This is a genomic window from Ruegeria sp. BHSB064, assembly GCF_059613205.1.
The window spans coordinates 49082-72706 of the sequence record NZ_JBXWSB010000008.1 but is presented as its reverse complement, the minus strand read 5'-3'; the positions used below and the strand labels follow the sequence as shown (position 1 = coordinate 72706).

At 56.4% G+C, this 23625-nt stretch carries 19 protein-coding genes; 9 read left to right on the top strand and 10 right to left on the bottom strand.

From position 1 onward, the window contains the following. The coding region (locus tag AC2FNU_RS03455) for a LysR family transcriptional regulator (RefSeq protein ID WP_496784774.1) at nucleotides 1-228 on the bottom strand (228 nt) is incomplete at its 3' end. A gap of 229 nt (nucleotides 229-457) precedes the next feature. On the opposite strand from AC2FNU_RS03455, the gene AC2FNU_RS03450 reads away from it, so the two are divergent. Genes AC2FNU_RS03450 through AC2FNU_RS03435 form a run of 4 tightly spaced genes read left to right on the top strand, consistent with a single transcriptional unit; the run spans nucleotide 458 to nucleotide 6774 of the window. After that, the gene (locus AC2FNU_RS03450; RefSeq protein ID WP_496784772.1) at nucleotides 458-2911 is read left to right on the top strand and encodes a GcvT family protein; all 2454 of its coding nucleotides are present in this window, start codon (nucleotides 458-460) and stop codon (nucleotides 2909-2911) included. A gap of 14 nt (nucleotides 2912-2925) precedes the next feature. Continuing rightward, on the top strand, nucleotides 2926-4446 hold the full coding sequence (locus AC2FNU_RS03445; protein ID WP_496784770.1) for a trimethylamine methyltransferase family protein: 1521 nt from the start codon (nucleotides 2926-2928) through the stop codon (nucleotides 4444-4446). A gap of 56 nt (nucleotides 4447-4502) precedes the next feature. Beyond that, on the top strand, nucleotides 4503-5516 hold the full coding sequence (locus tag AC2FNU_RS03440; protein ID WP_496784768.1) for an Ldh family oxidoreductase: 1014 nt from the start codon (nucleotides 4503-4505) through the stop codon (nucleotides 5514-5516). Between the two features lie 10 nt (nucleotides 5517-5526). After that, the gene (locus AC2FNU_RS03435) at nucleotides 5527-6774 is read left to right on the top strand and encodes an NAD(P)/FAD-dependent oxidoreductase (protein ID WP_496784766.1); all 1248 of its coding nucleotides are present in this window, start codon (nucleotides 5527-5529) and stop codon (nucleotides 6772-6774) included. 46 nt (nucleotides 6775-6820) lie between these two features. Here AC2FNU_RS03435 and AC2FNU_RS03430 read toward each other — a convergent pair whose 3' ends face one another. The 6 genes from AC2FNU_RS03430 to AC2FNU_RS03405 form a co-directional block, all read right to left on the bottom strand. Beyond that, nucleotides 6821-7816 carry an ABC transporter ATP-binding protein gene (locus tag AC2FNU_RS03430; protein WP_496784764.1) on the bottom strand — a complete coding sequence of 332 codons (996 nt, stop codon included), beginning with the start codon at nucleotides 7814-7816 and terminating at the stop codon, nucleotides 6821-6823. Further along, on the bottom strand, nucleotides 7813-8847 hold the full coding sequence (locus AC2FNU_RS03425; RefSeq protein ID WP_496784762.1) for a Gfo/Idh/MocA family protein: 1035 nt from the start codon (nucleotides 8845-8847) through the stop codon (nucleotides 7813-7815). Before AC2FNU_RS03425 ends, AC2FNU_RS03430 begins: the two co-directional genes overlap by 4 nt. After that, nucleotides 8844-9683: a carbohydrate ABC transporter permease gene (locus AC2FNU_RS03420; protein ID WP_171187418.1), complete on the bottom strand. Its 840-nt coding sequence runs from the start codon at nucleotides 9681-9683 to the stop codon at nucleotides 8844-8846. Before AC2FNU_RS03420 ends, AC2FNU_RS03425 begins: the two co-directional genes overlap by 4 nt. A 10-nt stretch (nucleotides 9684-9693) precedes the next feature. After that, nucleotides 9694-10608: a carbohydrate ABC transporter permease gene (locus tag AC2FNU_RS03415; protein ID WP_496784760.1), complete on the bottom strand. Its 915-nt coding sequence runs from the start codon at nucleotides 10606-10608 to the stop codon at nucleotides 9694-9696. Between the two features lie 64 nt (nucleotides 10609-10672). Beyond that, a complete protein-coding gene (locus AC2FNU_RS03410; RefSeq protein ID WP_496784759.1) occupies nucleotides 10673-11923 on the bottom strand; it encodes an ABC transporter substrate-binding protein in 1251 nt (416 codons plus the stop codon). Then, on the bottom strand, nucleotides 11920-12843 hold the full coding sequence (locus AC2FNU_RS03405) for an N-acetylmuramic acid 6-phosphate etherase (protein WP_496784757.1): 924 nt from the start codon (nucleotides 12841-12843) through the stop codon (nucleotides 11920-11922). The genes AC2FNU_RS03410 and AC2FNU_RS03405 overlap by 4 nt, the downstream gene beginning before the upstream one ends. Before the next feature lie 147 nt (nucleotides 12844-12990). Between AC2FNU_RS03405 and AC2FNU_RS03400 the strand changes: the two genes are divergently transcribed. From AC2FNU_RS03400 to AC2FNU_RS03380, 5 genes are all read left to right on the top strand, one after another. Next, on the top strand, nucleotides 12991-13878 hold the full coding sequence (locus tag AC2FNU_RS03400; protein WP_496784755.1) for a glucosamine kinase nucleotide-binding domain-containing protein: 888 nt from the start codon (nucleotides 12991-12993) through the stop codon (nucleotides 13876-13878). Beyond that, a complete protein-coding gene (locus AC2FNU_RS03395; RefSeq protein WP_496784753.1) occupies nucleotides 13865-14620 on the top strand; it encodes a GntR family transcriptional regulator in 756 nt (251 codons plus the stop codon). The genes AC2FNU_RS03400 and AC2FNU_RS03395 overlap by 14 nt, the downstream gene beginning before the upstream one ends. Nucleotides 14621-14633: 13 nt before the next feature. Then, complete coding sequence (locus tag AC2FNU_RS03390) at nucleotides 14634-15662, top strand: SIS domain-containing protein (RefSeq protein WP_496784751.1); 1029 nt, start codon at nucleotides 14634-14636, stop codon at nucleotides 15660-15662. Further along, complete coding sequence (gene nagA / locus AC2FNU_RS03385) at nucleotides 15659-16825, top strand: N-acetylglucosamine-6-phosphate deacetylase (protein WP_496784749.1); 1167 nt, start codon at nucleotides 15659-15661, stop codon at nucleotides 16823-16825. Before AC2FNU_RS03390 ends, nagA begins: the two co-directional genes overlap by 4 nt. Nucleotides 16826-17106: 281 nt before the next feature. Further along, nucleotides 17107-18273, top strand: a complete 1167-nt coding sequence (locus AC2FNU_RS03380) for an adenylate/guanylate cyclase domain-containing protein (protein ID WP_496784747.1) — start codon at nucleotides 17107-17109, stop codon at nucleotides 18271-18273. A 153-nt stretch (nucleotides 18274-18426) separates the two neighbouring features. Here the strand turns inward: AC2FNU_RS03380 and AC2FNU_RS03375 are convergent, their stop codons facing one another. The 3 genes from AC2FNU_RS03375 to AC2FNU_RS03365 all read right to left on the bottom strand — a co-directional run bounded on the left by AC2FNU_RS03375 (nucleotide 18427) and on the right by AC2FNU_RS03365 (nucleotide 23543). After that, complete coding sequence (locus AC2FNU_RS03375) at nucleotides 18427-19725, bottom strand: HlyD family type I secretion periplasmic adaptor subunit (protein WP_496784745.1); 1299 nt, start codon at nucleotides 19723-19725, stop codon at nucleotides 18427-18429. Between the two features lie 33 nt (nucleotides 19726-19758). Continuing rightward, nucleotides 19759-21600 (bottom strand): ABC transporter transmembrane domain-containing protein, encoded by a 1842-nt coding sequence (locus tag AC2FNU_RS03370; RefSeq protein ID WP_496784743.1) that lies wholly within the window; start codon nucleotides 21598-21600, stop codon nucleotides 19759-19761. Between the two features lie 245 nt (nucleotides 21601-21845). Continuing rightward, nucleotides 21846-23543: an ABC transporter transmembrane domain-containing protein gene (locus tag AC2FNU_RS03365; protein WP_496784741.1), complete on the bottom strand. Its 1698-nt coding sequence runs from the start codon at nucleotides 23541-23543 to the stop codon at nucleotides 21846-21848. Nucleotides 23544-23625: the final 82 nt, after the last annotated feature.

Sequence of the window (23625 nt, the reverse complement as noted above, 5' to 3'; positions counted from 1 at the left end):
CAAAGCAACCAGCAAATAAGCACCGCTTTCTGTGAGTTCCACACCTCGGTGATGGCGCTGGAACAACGCGCAATTGAGCTCGACCTCAAGCGCTTTGACCTGATGGCTGATGGCGGCCGGGGTAACGTTCAGTTCACTGGCGGCCTGTTTGAAGCTGACATGGCGGGCGGCGGCTTCGAAGCTGATCAGCGAGCTGAGCGGTGGGAAATCGTAGGGACCATAGGGCAAGGTGGTTTGACCTGTATTATGAGGTTTCGGGGTATTTAAGTTATCCTAGGCGTATTCGCATTAGCTGAATTTGCCCAGAGTGAATTTTTTTGCGATTGCGGTCTTGGTCCGTGAGCGCAAAGAATTGTGTAAAGCAGCATGTGCTGCGCAGAATCCCTGACACACCAAGTATCCGTCTTGCGGAACGACGTTGGTCGGGGTTTCAGCGTAGTGGAAGAGGAGAATTCAAATGCAGTCACATGCCGAAGTTGTTGTTGTGGGGGGCGGCTGTGTCGGAGCCTCGATCCTGTATGGCCTGACCGAACATGGGTGCACAGATGCCGTGATGCTGGAACGGACGACGTTAACCTCGGGCTCGACCTGGCACGCGGCAGGTCTGCTGGTGACTTTTGTACGCTCTCACAACGTGTCGAAGATGACGATGGAGACCATCCGCATCTATACCGAAGTCGAGGAAAAGATGGGCAGCTCGGTTGGGTTGCGGAAAGTCGGCCAGCTGCGCGTTGCAAACACCGAAAAGCGCTGGGACGAGTTCCAGTCTTACATCTCGATTGCCGAAGCCGCCGGCGTGCCGTGCAAGCTGCTGACTCCGGAAGAGGTTGCCGAGGTTCACCCGCTGTTGAACCAGTCCGAACATATCCGGGGGGGTATTCTGCATACCGAAGACGGTTATGTGAACCCGGCGGACATCACCATGGCAATGGCGAAGCTGGCGCGTGATGCAGGGGCGAAGGTTTACCAAAACACCGAAGCACAATCTTATGAAAAGCTGGAGAACGGGCTTTGGAAAGTGACCACCGACAAGGGTGAGATCACCTGTAAGCATCTGATCTTTGCCACCGGCAACTACGCACGCGAAAACGCGCGTCGGGTGGGGCTGGATCTGCCCTGTATCCCAATTGTGCACCAGTACTGGACGACCGAGACTGTGCCGCTTCTGAAAGAGCGCCGTGCACAGGGACTGCCGGAATTCCCGATCCTGCGGGATGAGGATTATGGCGCATATCTGCGTGAAGATGTGGGCGGGATTCAGTTTGGTCCCTATGAATTCACCAAAGACCTCAAGCTGTTTGCCGAAGACCGTGTACCGCCTGATTTTGGGGCCGACTTGCTGCCTGAGGATTTCGACGCGGTGGAAACCCAATGGGAGCGCGCCATCGAGCGTGTGCCGACATTGGGCGAGGTTGGTATCAAGGCCAACACACGCGGCCCGTTCCAGATGACCCCGGACGAGTTGCCATTGGCGGGCCCCGCGCCGGGGCATGAAAATCTGTGGCTGGCCGAAGGGATGCCCGGTGGTATTTTGTGGGGTGGCACCGTTGGCAATCGTCTCGCGAAATGGATCGTGAACGGTGATCCGGGCATGGACATGTCTGAACTCGACCCACGTCGTTTTTCCGACTACGCCTCGAAGCGCTGGACCATGGACAAGGTGCGCGAGACCTGGGGCACGCACATGGACGCGCATATTCCGGGAGAGGACTTCCCGGACGCGCGCCCGATGAAAACCATGGGGTCGTATGATCTGCTAACCGCGCATGGCGCGGTCTGGACCAGCTTCAACGGATACGAGTTCCCCCGCTGGTTCGCCAAATCCCCCGAAGAGGCGATCCCCGAACACAGCTTCCGCCGCACCAACCATATGGAACTGGTACAGGCCGAAGTGCGCACGACCCGCGAAGAGGCCGGGTTCATCGAAATGTCGCCGATGACCAAGTTCACCGTGCGCGGCCCCGGTGCCGCAAAATGGCTGAACAGCCTGATGGCCAACAAGTTGCCGAAGATTGGCCGCATGACCCTATCGCTGATGTTGAACGACAAGGGTGGCATGGACGCGGAATACACCATCGTTCGGTATGCCGATGATGACTTCTATCTGATCTCGACCCCGAACTGGCGGGCATACAACTGGGATCAGTTGCAGCGCCTGCTGCCCAAGGATGGCTCGGTCGTGATGGAGGATATCTCGGAACAGCTGGGCGTGATTGCTTTGGCCGGTCCAAAAGCACGCGAAATTCTGCAACCCCTGACGGATAATGACCTGTCGAACGAAGCCTTCCCATGGCTGTCGGCGCAGATGGGTGAAGTGGGCTATGCCAAGGGCGTTCATCTGCTGCGCGTCTCGTATACCGGTGAGCTGGGTTGGGAATTGCACCACCCGGTCGGATATAACCGCCATCTGGTCGATCTGCTTTTGAAGGCGGGAGTGAAGCCCTTTGGTCTGGAAGCGCTGGAATCCATGCGGCTTGAGAAATCCTATCGCGCGATCAACCGCGAGATTTGCAAGGACATGACACCTTACGAAGCTGATCTGGGTCGCTTTGTTGCCATGACCGAAAAGGTCAATGGCGAAGTGGTCGAGCGGGAGTTTATCGGAAAGGCTGCGCTGCAAAAGCAAAAGGCAGAAGGCGGTTACAACACGCTGGTAACGCTGAAACTTCCTTTCTGCGATACCTCGGTGATGTTTGACGAAGGTGTGTACGCCGATGGCAAGCTGATCGGGCGTGTCACCTCGGGTGGATTTTCCTACTACTGCAACCACGACATCGCGATGGCCCTTGTGCCACAGGACATGACCGCACTGGGTACGACAATGCAGGTGATGGTTCACAATGAAATGCGCGATGCCGAGGTGATCGACGTTTGCGCTGTTGACCCAACCAGCGCGCGCGCCCGGGCCTGAGAAGGAGAGCTGATATGGCACAAGCAAGAGGACGGTCCACCCGTGGTGGTGGACGCGCGGCACGCGTTCAGGCCCGCACCAACCCACCTCCGGTCTATCTGCCGACCCTGAACCGTAAAGTCGGACCGATTGACCTGCTGGGCCCTGAGGGGGTCGAGCGTATCCACAACGCTGCGATGACCATTTTGGAAACCACCGGCATTGAGTTTCGCGATCCGGTGGCGTTGGCTGACTGGAAAAAGTACGGCGCGGACGTTCAGGGCGAACGCGTTCGTATCGGTCGCGACATGCTGATGGATCTGATTTCGTCGGTGCCGTCGGAATGGGCTTATGCGGCCCGCAACCCAGAGCGGTCTTTGCGTGTGGGTAACGAGCACTCGGTCTTCGCGAACGCCTATGGCGCACCGTTTGTCTATGATCTGGACGGCGTGCGCCGCCCTTCGCAGCTGGAGGACGCGCAGAACTTCTTCAAGATGAGCCAGATGAGCCAGTCGATGATGGTTCCGGGCATTTTGCCAGTTGAACCACAGGACGTACCGGTTCCGCAGCGCCACCTTGAGCTTGTCCATGCAGCGCTAACGCTGACCGACAAGCCGATCAAGGGTTCGGTTTTGTCAGAACAGGCGGCGCGCGACTCGGTGGACATGACCCGGATCGTGTTTGGTGAAGAGTTTGTGGACAAGAACGTGGTGATGGCTGCGCTGCTGAACTGCAACACGCCGCTGGTCTGGGATGAGACCATGCTGGAAAGCTTGCGCGTTTATGCTGCGGCCAACCAGCCCTGCCTGCTTTCGCCTTTCGTTTTGGCGGGGGCTTCAACGCCGGCCAGCCCGCAGGGTGGTGTGGCATTGCTGATTGCGGAATCCTTAGCGGGCATGGCTTACAGCCAGATCATCCGACGCGGCGCGCCGATGGTTCTGGGTGTGGCAATCATGGGCGTGTCGATGAAAACAGGCGCGCCGATGATGGGATCGCCGGAACCGGGTCTGATGAACCTTTTGGTGGGTCAGATGGCGCGGTTCTATCAGGTGCCCTGGAGGACCTGTACCATGTGGACCGGGTCAAAATCGCCCGACATGCAGGCCGGTTTTGACACGGCCAACACGATGTGGCCCGTGCTGCTTGGCGGTGCGAATTACATCGTGCACTCGGCCGGTTTTCTGGAAGGGGCGTTGGGGGTCAGCTACTCGAAATGGGTGCAGGACACGTTGCAGCTTGAGAATTTCCACCGCTTTTTCAGCGGGCTTCAGGACGAAGATCTGGACCCGTTGCTGGACGACATCGCCCGGATTGGCCCCGGAGGGCATTTCCTGGGTACGGACCACACGCGCGAAAACCCGATGCATATGAACCACTTGCAAAACAACGATAGTTTTGAACAGTGGGAGGCAGAAGGATCGAAAACGGCTGAGGTTGTCGGCAATGAAGCCGCGCGGCGGATGCTGGACAACTATGTGCAGCCTCCGATGCCTGACGATCAACGCGGTGCGCTGGACGAGTTTGTTGCCAAGAAGCGCCGGGAATACAGCAGTTAACCCTGACGTGGGCGCTGTCGCGCCCCGTTGCGCCTTACAAGGACAGGATAACCCTGATGACGGAAATCTCGACGAAAACGCTCTCACTCGCAGAGGTTAGGGAACTGGCCAAATCGGTCCTTGTGGCGGCGGGAATGGATGCACACGGAAGCGCAGTGCTGGCGGATATCGTCACCCGATCAGAACGAGACGGCCCCCGCAGTCACGGGCTGCGTATGTTGCCGGTTTATGTTCAGAGCTTTACCTCGGGATATGCCAATCCGGCGGCAACCCCCAAGGTCGAGCGTATCGCACCTGGCGTTTTGCGTGGGGATGGCGACAACGGGTATTATCAACTCGCAGCGGGCATGGCGCGCGATGAACTGATTGCAATGGCACGTGAAAACGGCATTGCCTCTTTCACATGTGCCAATTGCCACCACCTTGCTGCGTTGCGCTTTGACACCGAGCCACTGGCCGAGGCGGGGTTGGTGGCGCTGGGAGTGGTGAACTCTTTGTCAATGGTGGTGCCGCAGGGTGGTGTGCGTCCGGTTTTCGGGACCAATCCGATGTCTTTCGCCTGCCCGCGCGAAGGGGCTGAGCCGGTAGTTTGGGATCAGGCATCCTCGATGGTTGCGCTGATGGATATTCGTATGGCGGCGGCAGAGGGGCATGATTTACCGCGCCCGGCGGGGTTGGCCCCGGACGGTCAGCCTACTGCCGATCCAAATGCCATTCTGGAATCCCGAAGCCTGCTGCCCTTTGGCGAGCACAAAGGGGCCGCGATTGCCTTTCTGATCGAAGTCTTGGGCGCGGCGTTGGCCGGTGGCACCCTATCGGTCGACAATGCCGAGCGGTTGGAGCATGGCGCTTTGAACATCAAAGGTGGGGCCACGCTGATTGCTATTGATCCTGCGCGCTTTGGAAACCCGGGTTTTGATGATTACGTCAAGCGTATCTGTGCGGAAATCGAAGGAAACGGCACGGCCCGCGTTCCGGGTGACGGACGGTTGAAAAACCGCGCCACCGCTCAGGAACAGGGCGTTGTTGTCAGCACCGAATTGCTGTCGCAACTGCATGAATTGCAATAGGCCGTTTTAGATGGAAGAGGTTGCAGTTGTCGGCGGCGGCATTGTTGGCATTTCCTGCGCGCTGGCGCTGCAGGCTGAGGGGCATCAGGTCACCGTTCTAGAGCCCAAAACCGTCGGTGAAGGGGCCAGTTGGGCGTCATGCGGCTGTATTGCCGTAGGTGAAATTGTTCCTTTGTCGCAACCCGGAATGATGCTGAAAGTGCCTGGGTGGTTGCTGGACAGCGAAGCGCCCTTGTCGTTGCGCCCAAGTTCAGCGTTGAAATTGCTGCCGTGGTTCACGCGGTTCACAGCGAACGCCCGCCCGACAAAGATGCGCGCCATCGCAGCGGACCTTGCGCGGCTGACATTCTCGGCCACTGCGGATTTCAAAGCCCAGTTGGAAGACATTGGCCACCCAGAATTGCTGGTTGAGCGCCCTATAATCAAGCTGTTTGACAATGACGCTGACAAGGCGACTATGGGCGCTGCCTTTGATCTTGCGCGCGAACTTGGCTGCACTATTGATGAGATTTCGGGCCATGAAGCTCATGAACTTGAGCCTGCCATAGCGCCCGACTTCAAGTATGCTGCGCTGTTGCGCGACTGGAGCTATGTGACGGATCCCAAACGTTTGGTTGAAGTTCTGCATCAAACGTTCCTAAGGCGGGGCGGCACCGTCAAACGGGTAGGGGCTGTGGGCTTTAACCGAGAGCGTCGAGAGGTACGCTCGGTCAGGCTGACCGATGGTACGGTGATGCCGACAGGACGCGTTGTTCTGGCTGCTGGCGCTCGATCCAAGGGGCTGGCGCGAGATTTGGGCGTTCCGATCCGGTTGGAAGGTGTGGCCGGATACTCAACGGCTTTGTCTGATCCGGGTCTGGAACTGAAGCACACGATTTTTTATCCAAAAGGAGGGTTCGGCGTCACACCATACGATGGGGCCTTGGCTGTCGCAGGAACGATTGAGTTCGCAAGTTTAGATGCAGCGCCGAACTGGAACCGCGCTGATGTGCTTGTCCGGCGGGCGCATCGTGTATTGCCCGGATTAAAAACAGAAGCAGCCGAACGTCGCATTGGGTATCGCCCCTTCACCCCTGACACCCGACCGATCATTGGGCGCAGTCACCGTTTGGACAACGTTCATTTCGCCACGGGTCATGGTCAGCTTGGGCTGACATTAGCGGCCACCACTGCCCGATTGGTAGCGGCTGATATGGCCGGGCGGCGCCTTCATGTCGACATAGGGGCCTTTTCACCGGATCGCTTTGCCGGATCGTGACGCACAGATCATTTGGCTGACCGGGACGGCGAAGTTCAACAGGGGCTTAGGCGAGCCGAGCGCCCTGTGTATCGAAGCGATAACTGCGATCCGGTGTGAAACCAATATGTATCTCTTGACCGGTTGCAACCTCGTGTTGTCCGAAAAGCCGGGCCGTAACCTGATGGCCTTGCATCATTGCGATCACGTTTGTGTCCCCGCCCAGATGCTCCACATGGGTCACCTGTGCGCTCAAAGGGCTTTCATCCGTCAAATAGAGGTCTTCGGGACGGACGCCCATTGTGATGTCTGTACTTTCTCCAACCAAGCTGGCGGGGAAGAAATTCATCGATGGGGCGCCAAGGAAACCGGCGACAAACTGATTGGCAGGATTGTTGTACAACTCCATCGGGCTGCCAACCTGTTCCACACGCCCATCGCGCAGCACGACGATCTTGTCCGCCAACGTCATCGCTTCGGTCTGGTCATGGGTGACATAAATCATCGAAGCGTCCAGCTGCTGGTGCAGGTTTGCGATCTCCAGTCGCGTGTTCATGCGCAGGGCCGCGTCCAGATTCGATAAGGGTTCGTCAAACAAAAACAATTTGGGTTCGCGTACGATGGCGCGGCCGATGGCAACGCGCTGACGCTGGCCGCCGGACAATTCAGATGGGTAGCGGTCGATGTAAGGTTCAAGGTTCAGCATCTTGCTGGCCTTGGCGACACGTTCCTCGATGACCTGTTTGCTCTGACCTTCCTGTTTCAGTGCCAGCGACATGTTCTTGCGCACGTTCAGATGGGGGTAAAGCGCGTAGCTCTGGAACACCATCGCGATACCGCGCTTTGAAGGCGGCGTTAGGTTCATCACCTCGCCGCCTATGCGCACTTCACCCGATGTGACATCCTCAAGCCCCGCGATCACGCGCAGAAGGGTGGACTTTCCACAACCCGAGGGGCCGACAAAGACGACAAACTCACCGTCTTCCACTTCGATGTTGATGTCTTTGAGCACCTCAACAGTGCCAAAGGACTTGTTCACGTTCGTAAGCGTCAGGGCGGTCATGTGCGTGCCTCTTTCAGCGAAATGGGTTGGCCACTACGGATGCTTTCGTCTGCTGCCAGACAGATGGCCAGCGATTGCACGGCGTCATTCATGTGGCGGGTCAGGTCGAAGTCTTCAGTAATGGTGCGCAGCATAAAGCTTTGCTCTGCGTCGCAAAGCTCTTGATGGCCGGGTTCATCCGGCATGTCGATCTGCCTGTCCCCCTCGGGGCGGTGGACCAGAATGCCGCCGACCTTGGTGTGGCCGTCGATATCTGAGGATGCGCCTTTGTTGCCATCGGTGATCGAAACCGAGCCGTTGGGCGACACGATGTCTTTCACGAAAAAGGCTGTCTCAGACATCATCGGCCCCCAGCCAGCTTCGTACCAACCGACCGAGCCGTCTTCGAAGGCCACCTGAAACTGACCGTAGTTGTACATATCTTCAGCGATCTCATCGCTCAGGCGTAGGCCCATTCCATGTACGCGCACCGGGTCCGAGTCGGTGATCTGGCACATCACATCGACGTAATGAACGCCGCAATCGACGATGGGAGAGGTGGTCTGCATCAGCGCCTTATGCGTTTCCCACTCGGCCCCGCTGCTTTGTTGATTGAGGTTCAGGCGAAACACATAGGGCCCGCCAAGGTCGCGCGCCTCGGAAATCAGGCGCATCCACGACGGGTGATGTCGCAGGATATATCCAACCACCAGCTTGCGGTTGGTTTGGGTGGCCTTTTCGACAACACGTTTGGCATCGGCCACGGTGGTGGCCAGCGGTTTTTCAACGAAGACATGCGCGCCCGCCTCCATCGCGGCGCAGGCAAAATCGGCGTGGCTGTCTGAATAGGTGGCGACAACCACCAAATCCGGATTTGTTTCGACCAGCGCAGAATGGAAGTCCGAATAAGCGGGATATTGGCCCAACTCGGGATGATCCACATGACCGGACCTGTTCACCAGCCCCACGATTTGCGCGTCCGGATGGTGGTGATGAGCCAGCGCATGGCTCAGGCCCATATTGCCAAGGCCAGCAATCAGAACTCGGGTCATTTGACAGCTCCTGAAGTAATGCCGCGGATCAGTTGCCGCGAGAAGATGACATAGAGCACCAGTACGGGCAGGATCGCCATCGACAGGGCCGACAGAACTGCGTTCCAATCGGTGACGAACTGGCCGATGAAGACCTGACTGCCCAGCGTCAGGGTCTTGGTCTCTTCAGCGGGGGCGAGGATCAGCGGGAACCAGAGGTCGTTCCAGATCGGGATCATGTTGAACACGGCCACTGTTGCCATAGCTGGGCGCACAAGCGGCAGGACAAGACGGAAGAAGATCGTGTATTCCGACAACCCATCGACCCGTCCCGCATCCTTCAGGTCGTCCGAAACCTGTCGCATGAACTCGGACAGGATAAACACCGCCAACGGCAAACCTTGCGCCGTGTAGACAAGGATCAAGGCCCAAAGCGTGTTCACCAGACCCGTGGCCACCATCATCTCGAGGATAGCGACGGTCCCGATGCGGATCGGGATCATGATCCCAAGCGCCAGATAAAGGCCCATCAGCAGGTTGCCCTTGAACCGATATTCGCTGAGCGCAAAGGCCGCCATGGCACCAAACAGCAGGATGAAGGCCAGCGACACCACAGTAACGATCATCGAATTCTGGAAGTACAGGAAGAAATCCCCTTGTTTCATCACCGTCTGGTACCCGATCAGCGAAAAACTTTCAGCGTCGGGCAGGGCAAGCGGTTCGCGGAAGATGGCGCGGCGGGTTTTGAAACTGTTGATGATGATGACGAAGACCGGGAACAGGGCGATCAGCGTGTAGAGGATCAGCGCCCCGTGCATTGCGGCGGTGTTCAGCGGGTTTTGGCGTGCTTTGTTCATGGCCATGCCCTCACAACTGGTACCGGCGCATCCGGGTCTGGATGCCGAAGAGGTAGATGCAGACCCCCACGAGGATGATCGCGAACATGGCCCCTGCGATAGCGGATCCCATATGCGGATCCCCCAGTTGCAGCTGGAAGCCGAAGAAGGTGCGGTACATGAATGTACCAAGGATATCGGTTGAGAAATCCGGCCCAGCCAGCGCGCCTTGCGACACGTAAATCAGGTCGAAGGCGTTGAAGTTGCCCACAAATGTCAGGATCGAGATGATGCCGATGGACGGCAATATGAGAGGCAGTTTGATTTTCCAGAACGCGGAAGCTCCGGTGATCCCGTCAATCTCTCCGGCCTCAAGGATTTCTTCCGGGATCGACAGGAGGGCAGCATAGATCAACATCATCGGGATGCCGACGAATTGCCAGACTGACACCAGCGCCAGCGTTGTCAGAGCGTATTCTTCTTTACCCAGCCACGGCGCAAACAGTGACTTCAGGCCAATGGCGTCCAGCATCGAAGGCGCGATACCCCAAAGGGGTGACAGGATCAGTTTCCAGGCGAAGCCAACGATCACAAAGCTTAGGATCGTGGGGATGAAAATCGCTGACCGATACAGTGCAGCGAACCGCAAGCGGGGATGTGACAATATTGCCGCCAAGGCGATGCCGATGGGGTTCTGTACCAGCATGTGGATCAGGAAGAACCAGAAGTTGTTGCCCAGTGCATTCCAGAACTGTTCTGACCAGAGAGGGTCGAAAAACAGGGTGCGGAAGTTTTCCAAGCCCACATATACGCGCGCCTGATCGACCTCGCTGAACAGTGCGAGGCGGAGGGTGTTGAACAAAGGGAAGATCATCACCGCCGTGTAGACCAGAACCGCAGGGGCAAGGAAAACAGCGATGTGCCAGCGGATGCGGCGGGTCTGCATGACGGTCTCCGGGAAAAGGTCCGGACGCGAAACCCCGCGTCCGGTGATGGTTAGCGCTCAGGCTTTACTGATGCGGTGCGTACCAACTGGCCAAACCGTCTTGCAACTGCTGGCCCAACGCCTCGGGGCTTTCCGTGCCTTTAATGGCAGCAACAGATGCACCCCAGGTTTCGTTTTCCAGGTTCGGCGTGCCACGCGACAGGATCTGATAGGTCGAACGGATTGTGCTTTCACACTCATCCCGCCAGCCGACGATTTCCTTGGCCAGCGGGTCTTCCAGCTCGACCGGAGTGTTGGACAGGGGGAAGAACCCGGGAACCGCGTTGCCAAAGATGCTGGCGAATTCCGGGCTGGCGACCCAGGACAGGAAAGTTTTAGCGGCCTCTTGGTTTTCACTGGCCGCGTTCAGGCCGATGCCAATGTCTGTGTGGTCAGAGATATAGCATGTGTCGCCTGCATTCTGGACCGGAGGTTTGAAGGCGCCCATTTCGAAATCAGCCTGCGTATTGAAACCAGCGATTTCCCAGCTGCCCGCCGGGTAGATTGCTGCGCGACCGAGGGTAAACAGGTTCTGACTGTCGGGATAGGTTTGCGCTTCGTATCCGTCACCCAAATAGTCCGCCCATTTAGCCAGTGTCGCATAAGGCGCAACCCATTGCGGGTCGGTCAGTTTCTGCTCGCCTTTTATCAGCGCCAGGCGGCCTTCTTCGCCTTTCCAGTAGTTCGGGCCGATATTGTTATAGCCCATCGTGGCAGCTTCCCACTGGTCGTTGGTGCCCATCGCCATCGGGATATATGTGCCGTCTTCCTTGATCTTGTCCAAAGCGGCAAAGAACTCGGCCTCTGTTGTGGGGACTTCAAGGCCCAGCTCGTTGAAGGCGTCCTTGTTGTAGATGAAGCCGTGGATCACCGACGCCATAGGCACACAGAAACTGGCGGATGCGTCATCGGTCTGCCATGCGGATTTCGCAACATCCGAGAAGTTGCCCATGGCCGCAAGGTCGGACAGGTCGGTGAGATGCCCGCTTTCGTACAGCGCCAGCGAAGCGTCAAACGGGCGACAGGTGATCAGGTCACCGGCCGATCCGGCCTCAAGTTTCGAGTTCAGAACTGCGTTGTACTCGGCAGGCGCAGAGGGTGAGAAGATGACTTTGATGTCCGGGTGCTCTGCTTCGAAGGCGGGAATGATCTTTTCCTGCCAGAGGGCCAGGTCATCATTGCGCCAGCTTTCGATTGTCAGCGTAGCCTCTTGTGCATAGGCGCCTGTGACCAGCGCTGTGCTCATCAGAGCCAGGCTTAGAACTTTGCGTTTCATTTTGCTTCTCCCAGGTTTGTGTTTTCGTTGTTTCGTTTCAATCGGTTCATTGCAGGTCGGAGTTGGCCATTTGTTTCATCCAGAAGCGCTTGCGCAGCTTCATCAGATCCGACACCTGCGGCGACGAGCGCCGCACATTTGAGGTCGCCACCCGTGATGTTCAGCGCCGACGCCGCTTGTTCAGGATCAACGCCCGTCAGCTGACACACGATCCCGTTGGCGCGGGCACGTAACTTGTCGTTGTCGGCGCGTAGGTTGATCATCATTCCGTCCTGAATATGGCCCAACTCGACAGCCATCAGTGTGGATAGCATATTCAATGCAATTTTCTGCGCGGTCCCTGCGCCCATGCGGGTCGAGCCGGATACAAGTTCCGGCGGGGTCTCCAGCAGGACTGCATGGTCCGATAGCTGCAAGAGGTCGGAGTCAGCATTGTTGGCGATGCCAATGACCTGGGCACCTTTGTCGCGGGCAATACGAGCGGCCGCGATGGTGTACGGTGTTGTTCCGCTGGCAGAAACTGCGATCAGAGTGTCCCGGGCGGAAAGTTCGGCAAGCTCGTCTGTAAGGGTGCTTGAGATGTCTTCAACATCTCCGGGCATCTCTGCGCTGGAAGGCAATCCGCCTGCCATGTGAATGTGGACCTGATTTGCCGGGATGGAAAAAGTGCCGCCAAGTTCCAGAGCATCCGCTGCAGCCATGAGGCCAGAGGAACCTGCCGCCAAATAGCGCAGAACGCCTTTCGCCCGGATCGTAGCGGCCATGGCTTGCGCGCCATCACAGATTGGGCCCACCGCATCCAGCGGCGCAGACGCGGCCATGGCTTGCGACTGCGCCAGAAGGGCAGCGACATCTGACAGCGGGCGCGTGTCGAGCCCGATTGCATTTGGGTGCAACTGTTCTGTCACAGGTGTGTTCAAGTGATTCTCCCCCGGTCTCTCGGCATCATACCTTTTAGATACCATTAGTCTACCATTTTGTTTATTTTCCTCAATAACGCGATTTAACTCGCATTAGGTTGTATTTTGGCCTTCTAAATTCTTCAAAGGTATTATAAAGGTCTCTTCATGACTCGCTGCATGGATAATCTGGTTTTGGCAATTGACGGTGGAGGTACGCGGTGCCGCCTCGCTTTGTCGGACCGTGCCCGAAGCTGGCGGGTTGAGGTTGGGTCGGCGAACGTATCGACCGATTTCGATGCGTCCGTCACGGAGCTTTCGCAAGGATTGGCTGCGTTGGGTCAGCAAGCTGGCATTGACGTCGCTGAACTTGCCAAAGTGCCGGCGTATCTGGGGTTGGCAGGTGTCACAGGGCCCGCGGTTGCTGATCGTCTGGCTGCGGCCCTGCCCTTTACGCATGTGCGCATAGAAGACGATCGCCCGTCTGCCCTTCGCGGGGCGTTGGGAGCACGCGACGGGTTTGTTGCGCATTGTGGCACCGGGTCTTTTCTGGCCGTGCAAAAGGACGGAAAGCCAAGATTTGCCGGAGGATGGGGGCCGGTCCTGGGTGATCAGGCTTCGGCTCAGTGGGTCGGAAAACGGGCGTTGTCCGAGGTACTGGAATGCGCCGACGGTGTGATAGCGTCGTCTGAAATGTCCGAACACTTGCTGCGCCGTTTCGAAGGTGCGTCTGGTATCGTCAAAGCCGCGTCGACGATGTCTCCTACGTTATTTGGAACCTTGGCACCTGTCGTCACACAGTTTGCAGGGCAAGGGGACACACTTGCGATGTCGATCCTGCAGGCGGGTGCCGACTATTTGGCAGGCAGGCTCAAAAAGATGGGTTGGATCTCTGGTGTTCCTATTTGCCTGACTGGCGGAATAGGTCCGCACTATGCCGACTTTTTGCCAAAAGACATGCAGCAGGTTTTAACGCAGCCATCTGGCGATCCGCTTTCAGGGGCAATTGCTTTGGCACATGCGTTCAAAGAGGAGGTCGAACATGAGCGTTGTTGATTTCCTAAAGCCCGAAGGTTGGCTGGGCCAATCTGCTGGACCGCGTTATGTACAACTACGTCAGCGGCTGGAACAGGGTATCGAGGAAGGTATCCTGCCGCCAAACAGCTCTCTGCCGCCCGAACGTGAGATCGCGGAACTGACGGACCTGTCGCGCGTGACAGTGCGCAAGGCCATTCAGGAGTTGGTGCGCAAAGGGACGATAGAGCAGCGGCAAGGCTCAGGGTCTTTTGTGCGGGAACCTGTTGCGCGGGTTGAACAATCTCTGTCACATCTGACCTCCTTCACCGAGGATATGGAGCGGCGTGGTTTTGAAACGACCTCGACGTGGCTGGAGCGAGGGGTTTTCCTACCGGCACCCGATGAAATGCTGGCGTTGGGCCTGTCGGCCAATGATCAGGTTGCCCGGATCCACCGTCTGCGTGCCGCCGGAGGACGCCCGATGGCCTTAGAACGCGCGGCGCTGCCGTTGGATATCCTGCCCAACCCGACCGAGGTGACGGGTTCGCTTTATGCCGTGCTTGAGCAGTCAGGCCATCGCCCGGTTCGCGCGATCCAGAAGATCTCGGCCATCAATCTTGAGGCAACCGAAGCACGGTTGCTGGACGTTGCTGAAGGGACGGCAGGATTGCGCATACAGCGTACGTCATATCTGGAAAGCGGACGCGTGGCCGAACTCACCCGTTCCATCTATCGCGGCGATGCCTACGATTTTGTGGCCGAACTGCGCCTATCAAACTGAAAGGGCGGACCTGATGTCCAACCAACTCACGCTTATGCGGCAGGAAATCAACGAAATACCTGTCGCCGTTGACCGCCTGCTGACCGAAGGGTCTGAGACCGTCAAATCAGCCGCGCAAGCGGTGTGCGCGCGCGATCCGCGCTTTTTGATTTCGGTCGCGCGGGGATCTTCGGATCATGCCTGCAGCTATCTGAAATACGCGTCTGAGCTGTTACTGGGCCTGCCCATGGCGTCGGTTGGGCCAAGCGTCAAGTCGATCTACGGCGTCGATATGCGCTGTCCAAACGCGTTGTGCATTTCGGTGTCGCAATCCGGGCAAAGCCCGGACATAGTTCGCCTGACCCAATCACTGACCCAAGGCGGCGCTTATTCTGTAGCGATCACCAATGATACCGGTTCGGCCTTGGCGAATGTTGCCTCGGCCGCGTTGCCCATTCATGCCGGACCAGAGTTGAGTGTTGCGGCGACCAAAACATTTGTGACGTCTTTGGTCGCCGGGCTTTGGTTGCTGGCCGAGATCAAAGGCGACGCAGCATTGCTGACGGCCATCCGCAACCTGCCCAAAGATCTGGAGCAGGCCATTGCCTGCGATTGGGGCGCGGTAATCGATGCGATCGATGGCCAGTCGCTGTTCACGTTGGGCCGCGGAACGTCCTGGGCGATCTCGAACGAGGCGGCGTTAAAGTTCAAGGAAACCTGCCAGATCCACGCCGAAAGCTACTCCTCTGCCGAAGTGTTGCACGGTCCGGTTTCAATAGTGGATCAAGGTTTTCCAGTCCTCGCCTTTTCATCCGGCGACGCGGCCGAGGCAAACATTGCAGAGGTCGCAGATGCGCTTGCCGCCAAGGGTGCACAGGTTTTTGCAACGACGGATCGCGTAAAGGATGCTGTTTCTCTGCCGCATGTGCGGACAGCGCATTGGATGACCGATCCTGTCGCTGCCATTGCTTCTTTCTATGGGATGGTTGAAGCCGTCGCTGCGCGTCGCGGCATCAACCCTGATACACCGCGCCATCTTCGGAAAGTGACCGAAACAGTATGAATGGCTCAATCATCACCTTCGCCGGCGGTCCGATCTTTGACGGAGAGACATTGTTTCAGGATCATGCCATTCGGTTTGTAGACGGCACGCTCGACGCGATAATACCGACAACTGATCTGCCGACTGACACAAAGATCGAGGATCTGTCCGGCGATATTCTAAGCCCCGGCTACGTGGACTTGCAGGTGAATGGCGGGGGAGGCGTGATGTTCAATGACGCGCCCTCGGTCGAAACGTTGCAGCGGATCGCTCAGGCGCATCGCGGGTTGGGGGCAACGACAATCCTGCCGACGCTGATTACGGATACGCCAGAAAAAACAACGGCTGCCATACAGGCTGCGATACAGGCCGTTCACAACCGGGTTCCCGGCATCGCAGGTCTGCACCTTGAAGGGCCGCACTTGTCGGTGCGTCGCAAGGGTGCTCATGACGGTGCGCTGATCCGCCCGATGGAGGAAGCCGATCTTGATCAGCTTTTGGCCGCTGCCCGCAAGTTACCTGCGCTGATGGTCACGTTGGCGCCAGAGAACGTTTCGATTGACCAAGTCAAGGCATTGACCCAGGCGGGGATTATCGTCTCGCTGGGCCACACCGACGCCCCATTTGACACTTGCATGGATTACGCAAAGGCGGGTGCCCGCTGCGCGACGCATCTGTTCAACGCAATGAGCCAACTCGGCAGTCGCGAGCCCGGCTTGGTCGGCGCAGTGCTGTCAAGCGGAGACCTGTCTGCGGGTTTGATCGCGGACACTGTACATGTACATCCTGAAACGATGCGCGCCACGTTCGCTGCCAAACGCGGGCACGGAAAGATATTTTTGGTCAGCGATGCGATGGCCGTGGCGGGAACTGACCAGACAGAGTTTCATCTGGAAGGACGGCTTATCCGACGAGATGGGGGCAGGTTGACGCTGCAAGACGGCACATTGGCCGGGGCAGATCTGGATCTGACAACTGCCACAAGGAATCTGGTGACTGAAATTGGGATGCCGCTGTCACAAGCTTTGGCGGCGGCTACCAGCGTTCCGGCCGAATTGATCTTGAACGGGGCACGCAAGCCGATCCCGGAGCTGTCCGGTATGATACGGATTTCACCCGAGTTATCGGAAGCGACACCGGTTCAGTGCTATGCTGATGCTGCTTCAACTGGTCTAAACGGCTGAGCGGTTATCCATCGCTTAGTAGATGCAGCCACTTAGGCCCGGTATGTACACACCGGCCGCGATCCCTGTTTTGCTCCCACCGCAAAGTAGGCCTGGATGGACCAGGTTCTGAGTTATAGCTGCGCCTGGGTACCTGATGATAATCAGCTGAAAAAGCGTGAGTTATTTAAAAAATCCCGCCAACCGCCTTGATCGGACAAAAGACCGTCCGAATAAGCGCGGGTTTTCTGCAAGGAATTGATATGTAAACTCTCAACACATCCGTTTTGTGTGAGGGATCCGTGTCCGAGATTGACCCGCTGAACCATTGGCTGATTTCTGAAGGACGATTGTTGGGCGATGAAACCGCAATCGTGCAAGGCTATTGCGAAGGCCTTGTAAAACTTGGCGTGCCCTTGGCACGGGCGCGGATTGCACAAAACTATTCAAATCCGTTACTTAGCGCTTGGGGTATAATCTGGACCCCTGAAAACACCCGCCGCTATACGGTTCCTACGACAGTGCTGTCGACAAGTGCCTGGCACGGCAGCCCATTTGAATACATTGTCACCCATCGGCGGGCCCTGCGAAAACGGCTTACGGATATCAACCTCGCCGTTGAACACCCGATCTATGCAGAACTCGTCGAGGCTGGCGCTACAGACTTTCTGGCCATCCCGCTTGAACATGGAAATGGATCGGTTCAAGGCACCAGTTTCACTTCAAATTCAGAAACCGGTTTTTCCGACGCGCACATTCGATACATCGAAGAAACGCGCTATGCGCTTGCGGCAGCTTTGGAACCTATAGCTGTGCGTCAGTCACAAAAAAGCCTGCTGCAGACCTATTTGGGTCATGGCCCAGCGGTTGAGATCGGACAGGGGCATATCAAGCGTGGAGAGCACAGAACTGTTTCAGCTGCGATCTTGTTTGCGGATCTCAGGGGGTTTACCGAAAAGGCCCAGGCTTGGCCCGAGGATCAGTTGCTGGCCATGATGGGAGACTATTTTGAGATGGTGGTCGCGCCAATTCAGAACACAGGAGGTGACGTACTCAAATTCATGGGCGATGGCATTCTGGCGGTTTTTGATGGTCACAACAGCGACGAGTCCGCCTGCCGATCGGCGGTCGCGGCTGCCTCTGGGGCCTTGTCCAATCTTTGCGAATACAACGAAAAAGCGGCAGACCGCGGTCAAGAGGCGATCGAGTTTGTCATCGGCATCGACTTCGGTCGTGTGACATTTGGAAATATCGGCAGCCCTGATCGGTTAGACTTCACTGTCGTTGGGCAAACCGTCAATGTGGCAAGCCGTGTGCAGGATCTTTGCAAGAAGCTGGGTGAAAAGGCTCTGATCACTTCACGTGTGGCAAGACACATGGGAAAAAGGGTTCAGTCCGTTGGTCGCCACGCCGTTCGCGGTTTGGACGAGGAAGTTGAGGTTTTCAGAATTCCAGCCAAAATGTCCTGAAGTCTACGTTTTCAGGAATGGTTTCGTTTGTTTAACATTCCCGCAGACATGCTCGATCGATAGCGGAGTTTGGTCAGAAGTGCAGCGCCTGGCATCTACAAGGTCCGCTGATTTCGCCGCATTAACGCTTCTGAAAATGCGTTTGTTATCGCTTTAGCGCTCGGTAAAGGCGTTGCGCATTGTCTGAAGTACCGGTTTCAACATATAGGCGAGCAGCGTATTTTCACCGGTTGTCATTTCCGCCACAACAGTCATCCCGGCTTCAAGCGGGCGCTCATAGGCACCGGTTCCAATCATGTGTTCGTTCAATTGGATCGAGGCGCGGAAATAGGTGTCCCCGGACTGATCATCCACCAGTGGGACCGGTGACAATGCCGTAACTCGACCTTTTACTTTGCCAAAACGCCGTGTGTCGTACGTATCCACTGTCACTTTAACCGGCTGGTCCAAGTTGACATAACCGATTTCAGCGTTGGGGATGCGCGCTTCGACAATTAGGCCCTGTTGGGACGGAAGTAGTTCAAATATCGTTTCCCCGGGCGCGATGACTTCGCCGGGGTTTGGAAAAGCCACCGATTGCACAACACCCGCTTTTGGGGCGACAATTTGCAAACTATCAAGCTTTCGGTTCACGACGCGTAGCGAAATGTCTAGTTCGTTGCGCAAATCGCTAAACTCTTCGAGTTTGTTGAGGGTTTCTTCGCGTAAGGCCAGCGTTTGTTCGGCAAGATCTGCCCTGGCCATCGTCAGAGTATTACGCGCCTGCGCCAGACGCACCTCGCCCTCGGATGCCGTAGTTCGCAACGCGTCCAACTGATCAGCGTCCCGCGCAAGGTCGCGCGCTGTCGTCAGGCCCTGCTCATGCAGCAGTTGAGCGCGTTCCAATTCTGCCTTCTTTCGCGCGACACGTTCCAGCGTGAAGCTTTGCGAGGCCTTCAGAATCTCCAGTGTTTCCTGTTGTTGCAAAATCGAAATACGCTTCATACGCTGGCTTTCGGCGTAAATCTCCAGCGTTGCAGCCGCGCGGTGATGGTTCTGGCGACGCAGCGCGATCAACTCTGCAGTGCTGAATTTATCGCCACTCTCCAGCATTCTCAAAATGATGCGCCCGTGTTTCAGTTTGCGGTCCAGTGTAGCAATCTGTTCCTGCAATCTTTGCTGCTCTCTTCTCAGGTCTGGGTGGCTGAGCTGGACCAGTACGTCACCTGCCTGCACATGAGCTCCGTCTTGCACGTAAACTCTGTCAACGACGCCACCGTCCATCACTTCGATCTGAGTGTAATCCCCAATTGGGATGATCGTACCGGGTGCGCGGGTGACTTGCGGTACATTTGTTTGACCGGCCAGCACAATCAGTGCGACGACCATGCCCGAAAAAACAGTCGCAATCATCGATGCAAATCGTATCGGGCGCAGCTGAGATTTTCGTTTCGATTTTGCAAAGGGTCCCATTGCCTGCTTGTTTTTCGAAGTAAAACGCATTGTTCAGCTTTCCACTGCTTTCAAAACGGTCTGTAACTTTCTAAGTGCGGCCGGCCCTGTGTCGTTCACAATTATGCGGTCCCCGTTCAGATAAATCAGGCGGTCTGCCATGTGCATCAACGAACGGTCTGCGGTGGCTATCCAAACGGTCTTGCTGGCTTTCTGATCGTTAAGCCAAGACTTGAAACGGTCACGACAATCTTGCGACAACCCATTGGTGGGCTCGGAAAAAAGATAAACAGAGGATGGCCGCGCCATGCTGCGCGCCAGAGCCAGAGATTTGAGTAACGTATCAGACATGCCAGACATCTGCTGGGTATTTAGTCGCGTGTCGTAGCCGTTCGGCAAAGCCTCCACCTCGTCACGGATACCCAAACGATCGAGTGCTGTTTTGATGTCGGTCTTGCTCAAAGTCGGTGCGGCAAGGCGGAAGTTCTGCTTCACAGTGCCGTGGAAAAGGCGCGGATCATAGGTTGCATAGGTCACAGACTTTCGAAGCTCGTCCCGCGCGATCTGACGGATGTCGATGCCGTCATGTTCGACCACACCCGCCGATGGCGTTGCCAAGCCGACGATCAGGTCAAGCACCGCGGCTCGGTTAGCCACATCGCGACTCATCAAGACAACCAGCTCGCCCGGCTCGCAATGGAAATCGGCCGCTGTCAACAAGGCTGGATTCAGGGGATCAGGACGGTAGTTTACACTCTTGAAGCATATCGCTCCGCTCAGTGTTTTTTGGCGCGATCGACCCAAACCAAGTTCAAATTCTTCCGACAAAGACAGAACCTGGTTCGCCTGCTTCTGACTTTTTCGGTACCCGCTCAATTGTCCAAGCGAAGACTGAATTGCCTGAATTGGTGCTAGCACTTTTGAAACAAGTGCGATCGAAGCGATCAACGCACCAAAGCTCATGCTGCCTTCAACCGCGCTATGGGCACTGATGATGATGGCACCAGCAGAGCCAAGCGTGATTACCGTCTGTGAAAGAGCTTGGGTCAGATTGCGCAACTGCCGCGCACGTGCGGATGCAGCCTCAGCTTCTTCAGCAAGAGGCACACATCGCTCCAACCATTGGCGTTGCATCCCGAGATTTGCCAACGCACTTTGATACGCGACTGCGTCCTCTATGCATGCCGTACTGGCACGGGCGGCCTTGGCTGCTGTCTGGTCCATTTGCTGTTGGATTGGCAGCGACACAATCCCGATTGCAAAAAGAAGTACTGAAAGCCCAAGTGTCAGCAATCCCACTGGAGGCGCCAGATACAAGAGTACCCCAAAGAACATTAACGCAAATGGCAAGTCGATCAGAACGACCATCTGCTGACCGGTGAACAGCTCACGCAAGGATTCGAACTGTCGGAAGCGAGCAATTTGTTGGTGTACGTTGGTTTTCCGCAGCTGCGACAATGGAAGGCGCATTAGTTTTGAAAACAGCCCGACGGCGAGTGCGCGCTCTCCCATTTTGCCGGCATGGGCGAGGGCCTTTGTTCGGATATTGCGGAACAAAAAATCCGAAACAGCCAAGATGCCAACTGCAACTGCCAGGGCGAGCAAAAGATTAATCGAGCCCGAGGGGATAACCCGGTCGTAGATTGCCAAGATCAAAAGCGGTGCAAACAAACCCAGCAAGTTGATCAGAAACGCAACAAACAACAGGCCGGGCAGCATTTCGCGCAAAACACTGAAAGAACCTGCAACCGTCCTTAAAGGTCCCTGAGTGGGCTGGTTTTTGTATTTCTCGATACGGATCAGCGTACAGAGTGTACGCCTTCGGTTGATCTGGCGTGTAGAATTGCTCTTGAGATCAGCGACATGCAGCGTGTCGTGGTTGCGATAAAGCGCCACATAACAACTTCCGTGGGCTGGGATCACCAGTGCCGGGCAATCGGCTTGTGTAATGTCGCTTTCGCGGCAGCTTGTCTGCACGTATGGAACGTTCAGGTTTTCAAGCGTCTGAACCAGATCCGTTGGGTCCAATGTCTCGGACAGATGCGGGAAGGCCTCTGAAACTGCATCTGTATTGTTCTGCCACCCGCCGACTGACAGCAGTTCCTTTAACAAAAGCGAAGCATCGCGTGTGCGTACCACGTTCATGCCACATCCTTTCTGAGCCGGCTGGCAATTTGATCGGTGCGCAGGTCTGCACTCCAATCCGCAACTTCATCCCCTGTCTGATAGGTCAACGGGCACGTCAAATCCGCCAGTCGCTGCAGGCGCGGATCGGGGCTGTCCAAAAGCATGGTTGGCCGGTTGGGCATGTTGGCCAGGCAAGCTGCAAAAGCATCGCGTTCGGTTTTGTCCAGAACGGATGTTGGTTCACTCATGATCAGGATTTTCGGGCCAAGAGCCAGCACCCGCACAAGGGCGATCAACTGACGGTTTACCGGATCTTCTTCGAATGTCGTGCCTGTTCCCAGAATGGTGTTGTAGCCCATAGGTAAGCGATTGATCCGAGTGTCCAGACCCAACCAACAGGCAAATTCCTTGGCGTGCGCAATCTGCTTTTCGTCGCCGAAGGCGCTTAGATTTTGCAGCAACGTTCCGGCAAAGATGGCCGGATCATTTTCCAGAACAACAATGGCATCGCGTCCACGCCAAGACGCCAGTGAACTGGATCGGGTTTTGTCAATAAACACCTCTCCGGCGTTTGGTATGGTTCGTCCGGACACGGCGTCATAAAATGCGCGAACCTGCCATCGCGCCTGGCCGGACACCAAAGCGATCTGACCCGGCAAAACCGTCAGAGTATCCAGAACTACAGGTTTGGCTGCGCCCAGGCTGAGTTTCAGACCTTTTACCGTAATCTTGCCTTCGGTTGGGGTTTCGCCAGCGGGTGCCTCCGGAATGGTCTCCAGCGCATCAATGTCCCGCAGCTTCCTCCAGGAAAATGCAACGTTTTCCGATTGCACCCATAAAGTAAATAGCTTGGTCAGAGGCTGTATGATCCGGCCGTTTAGCAACATGCAGGCTGCCATCTCGGCCATCCCGATGTGATTTTGGATCACCAGATAGGCTCCTAGCAATCCCATAGCGGCGACCGACACCTGACCAAAAACTGCCCCAAAACTTTGCGCAAACCCCGAAAACTGGATCAAACGTTGGCTGACATCCACCGTCTGATCTTCGAGCATCTCGAAGCGGCGTGTCATCTGGCGTTCCATTCGGTTAGCCTTGATTGTTTGGCTGCCCGACAGCACCTCGGACAAAAAGGCATACCTACGGCTATCCAGCGTCTTGCGCCTGTCAAACAAAGTCGACTGCGCCCGTTTGATCGAAAAAGAGAAAACCGTAACAGTAATCAGCCCGATGATCGGAACTAAGACCAGCCACCCCCCTATCAATGCAATCATCGTTGCAAAAGCCAGGGTAAACGGCAGATCGATCATGAGCGCATGGTTTTGCCCCGCATTGTGATCGCGCAAATGAGCAATTGCCCCAAAGTAGTCAAGATAAGTCGCGTCGGCTTGTCGCGAAAAAGCGATAGTGTCGGCGTGGAGAATACGGTTCGCAAACCGGCGATAGTTCGAGACCGCAGCTCGTTCCGAAGTGATGTTTAGCAGCGTTGCTCTGCTCCACCTCAGTGCCAGTTCAATGGATAGAGCGACCAGCAAAAACAGCGTGAGCATGCGCAGGGTTTCAACCGATTGAAACGGGATTACCCGGTCAAAGATCAGCAAAACGACAATTGGCATAATCAACGCCACAGTGTTCAGCGACAGCGAGGCGGCAAAGATAGGCAAAGTTGTTGCAAGAGAACTGCCGCGCCCTTTGAAACCCTTATCTTGCATCTCAACTCCGTCCGATTGCTAAGCTAAAGAGGCGCCACAATTCCTTTCCTTTTCATGAAGTTGCGATCCTTCTATCGAAAGA

Bases quoted from the DNA above. Each gene is read 5' to 3' on its own strand.
- AC2FNU_RS03450 (WP_496784772.1), top strand. From the start codon at position 458: ATGCAGTCACATGCCGAAGTTGTTGTTGTGGGGGGCGGCTGTGTCGGA.
- AC2FNU_RS03445 (WP_496784770.1), top strand. From the start codon at position 2,926: ATGGCACAAGCAAGAGGACGGTCCACCCGTGGTGGTGGACGCGCGGCA.
- AC2FNU_RS03440 (WP_496784768.1), top strand. From the start codon at position 4,503: ATGACGGAAATCTCGACGAAAACGCTCTCACTCGCAGAGGTTAGGGAA.
- AC2FNU_RS03435 (WP_496784766.1), top strand. From the start codon at position 5,527: ATGGAAGAGGTTGCAGTTGTCGGCGGCGGCATTGTTGGCATTTCCTGC.
- AC2FNU_RS03430 (WP_496784764.1), bottom strand. From the start codon at position 7,816: ATGACCGCCCTGACGCTTACGAACGTGAACAAGTCCTTTGGCACTGTT.
- AC2FNU_RS03425 (WP_496784762.1), bottom strand. From the start codon at position 8,847: ATGACCCGAGTTCTGATTGCTGGCCTTGGCAATATGGGCCTGAGCCAT.
- AC2FNU_RS03420 (WP_171187418.1), bottom strand. From the start codon at position 9,683: ATGAACAAAGCACGCCAAAACCCGCTGAACACCGCCGCAATGCACGGG.
- AC2FNU_RS03415 (WP_496784760.1), bottom strand. From the start codon at position 10,608: ATGCAGACCCGCCGCATCCGCTGGCACATCGCTGTTTTCCTTGCCCCT.
- AC2FNU_RS03410 (WP_496784759.1), bottom strand. From the start codon at position 11,923: ATGAAACGCAAAGTTCTAAGCCTGGCTCTGATGAGCACAGCGCTGGTC.
- AC2FNU_RS03400 (WP_496784755.1), top strand. From the start codon at position 12,991: ATGACTCGCTGCATGGATAATCTGGTTTTGGCAATTGACGGTGGAGGT.
- AC2FNU_RS03395 (WP_496784753.1), top strand. From the start codon at position 13,865: ATGAGCGTTGTTGATTTCCTAAAGCCCGAAGGTTGGCTGGGCCAATCT.
- AC2FNU_RS03390 (WP_496784751.1), top strand. From the start codon at position 14,634: ATGTCCAACCAACTCACGCTTATGCGGCAGGAAATCAACGAAATACCT.
- nagA (WP_496784749.1), top strand. From the start codon at position 15,659: ATGAATGGCTCAATCATCACCTTCGCCGGCGGTCCGATCTTTGACGGA.
- AC2FNU_RS03375 (WP_496784745.1), bottom strand. From the start codon at position 19,725: ATGGGACCCTTTGCAAAATCGAAACGAAAATCTCAGCTGCGCCCGATA.
- AC2FNU_RS03365 (WP_496784741.1), bottom strand. From the start codon at position 23,543: ATGCAAGATAAGGGTTTCAAAGGGCGCGGCAGTTCTCTTGCAACAACT.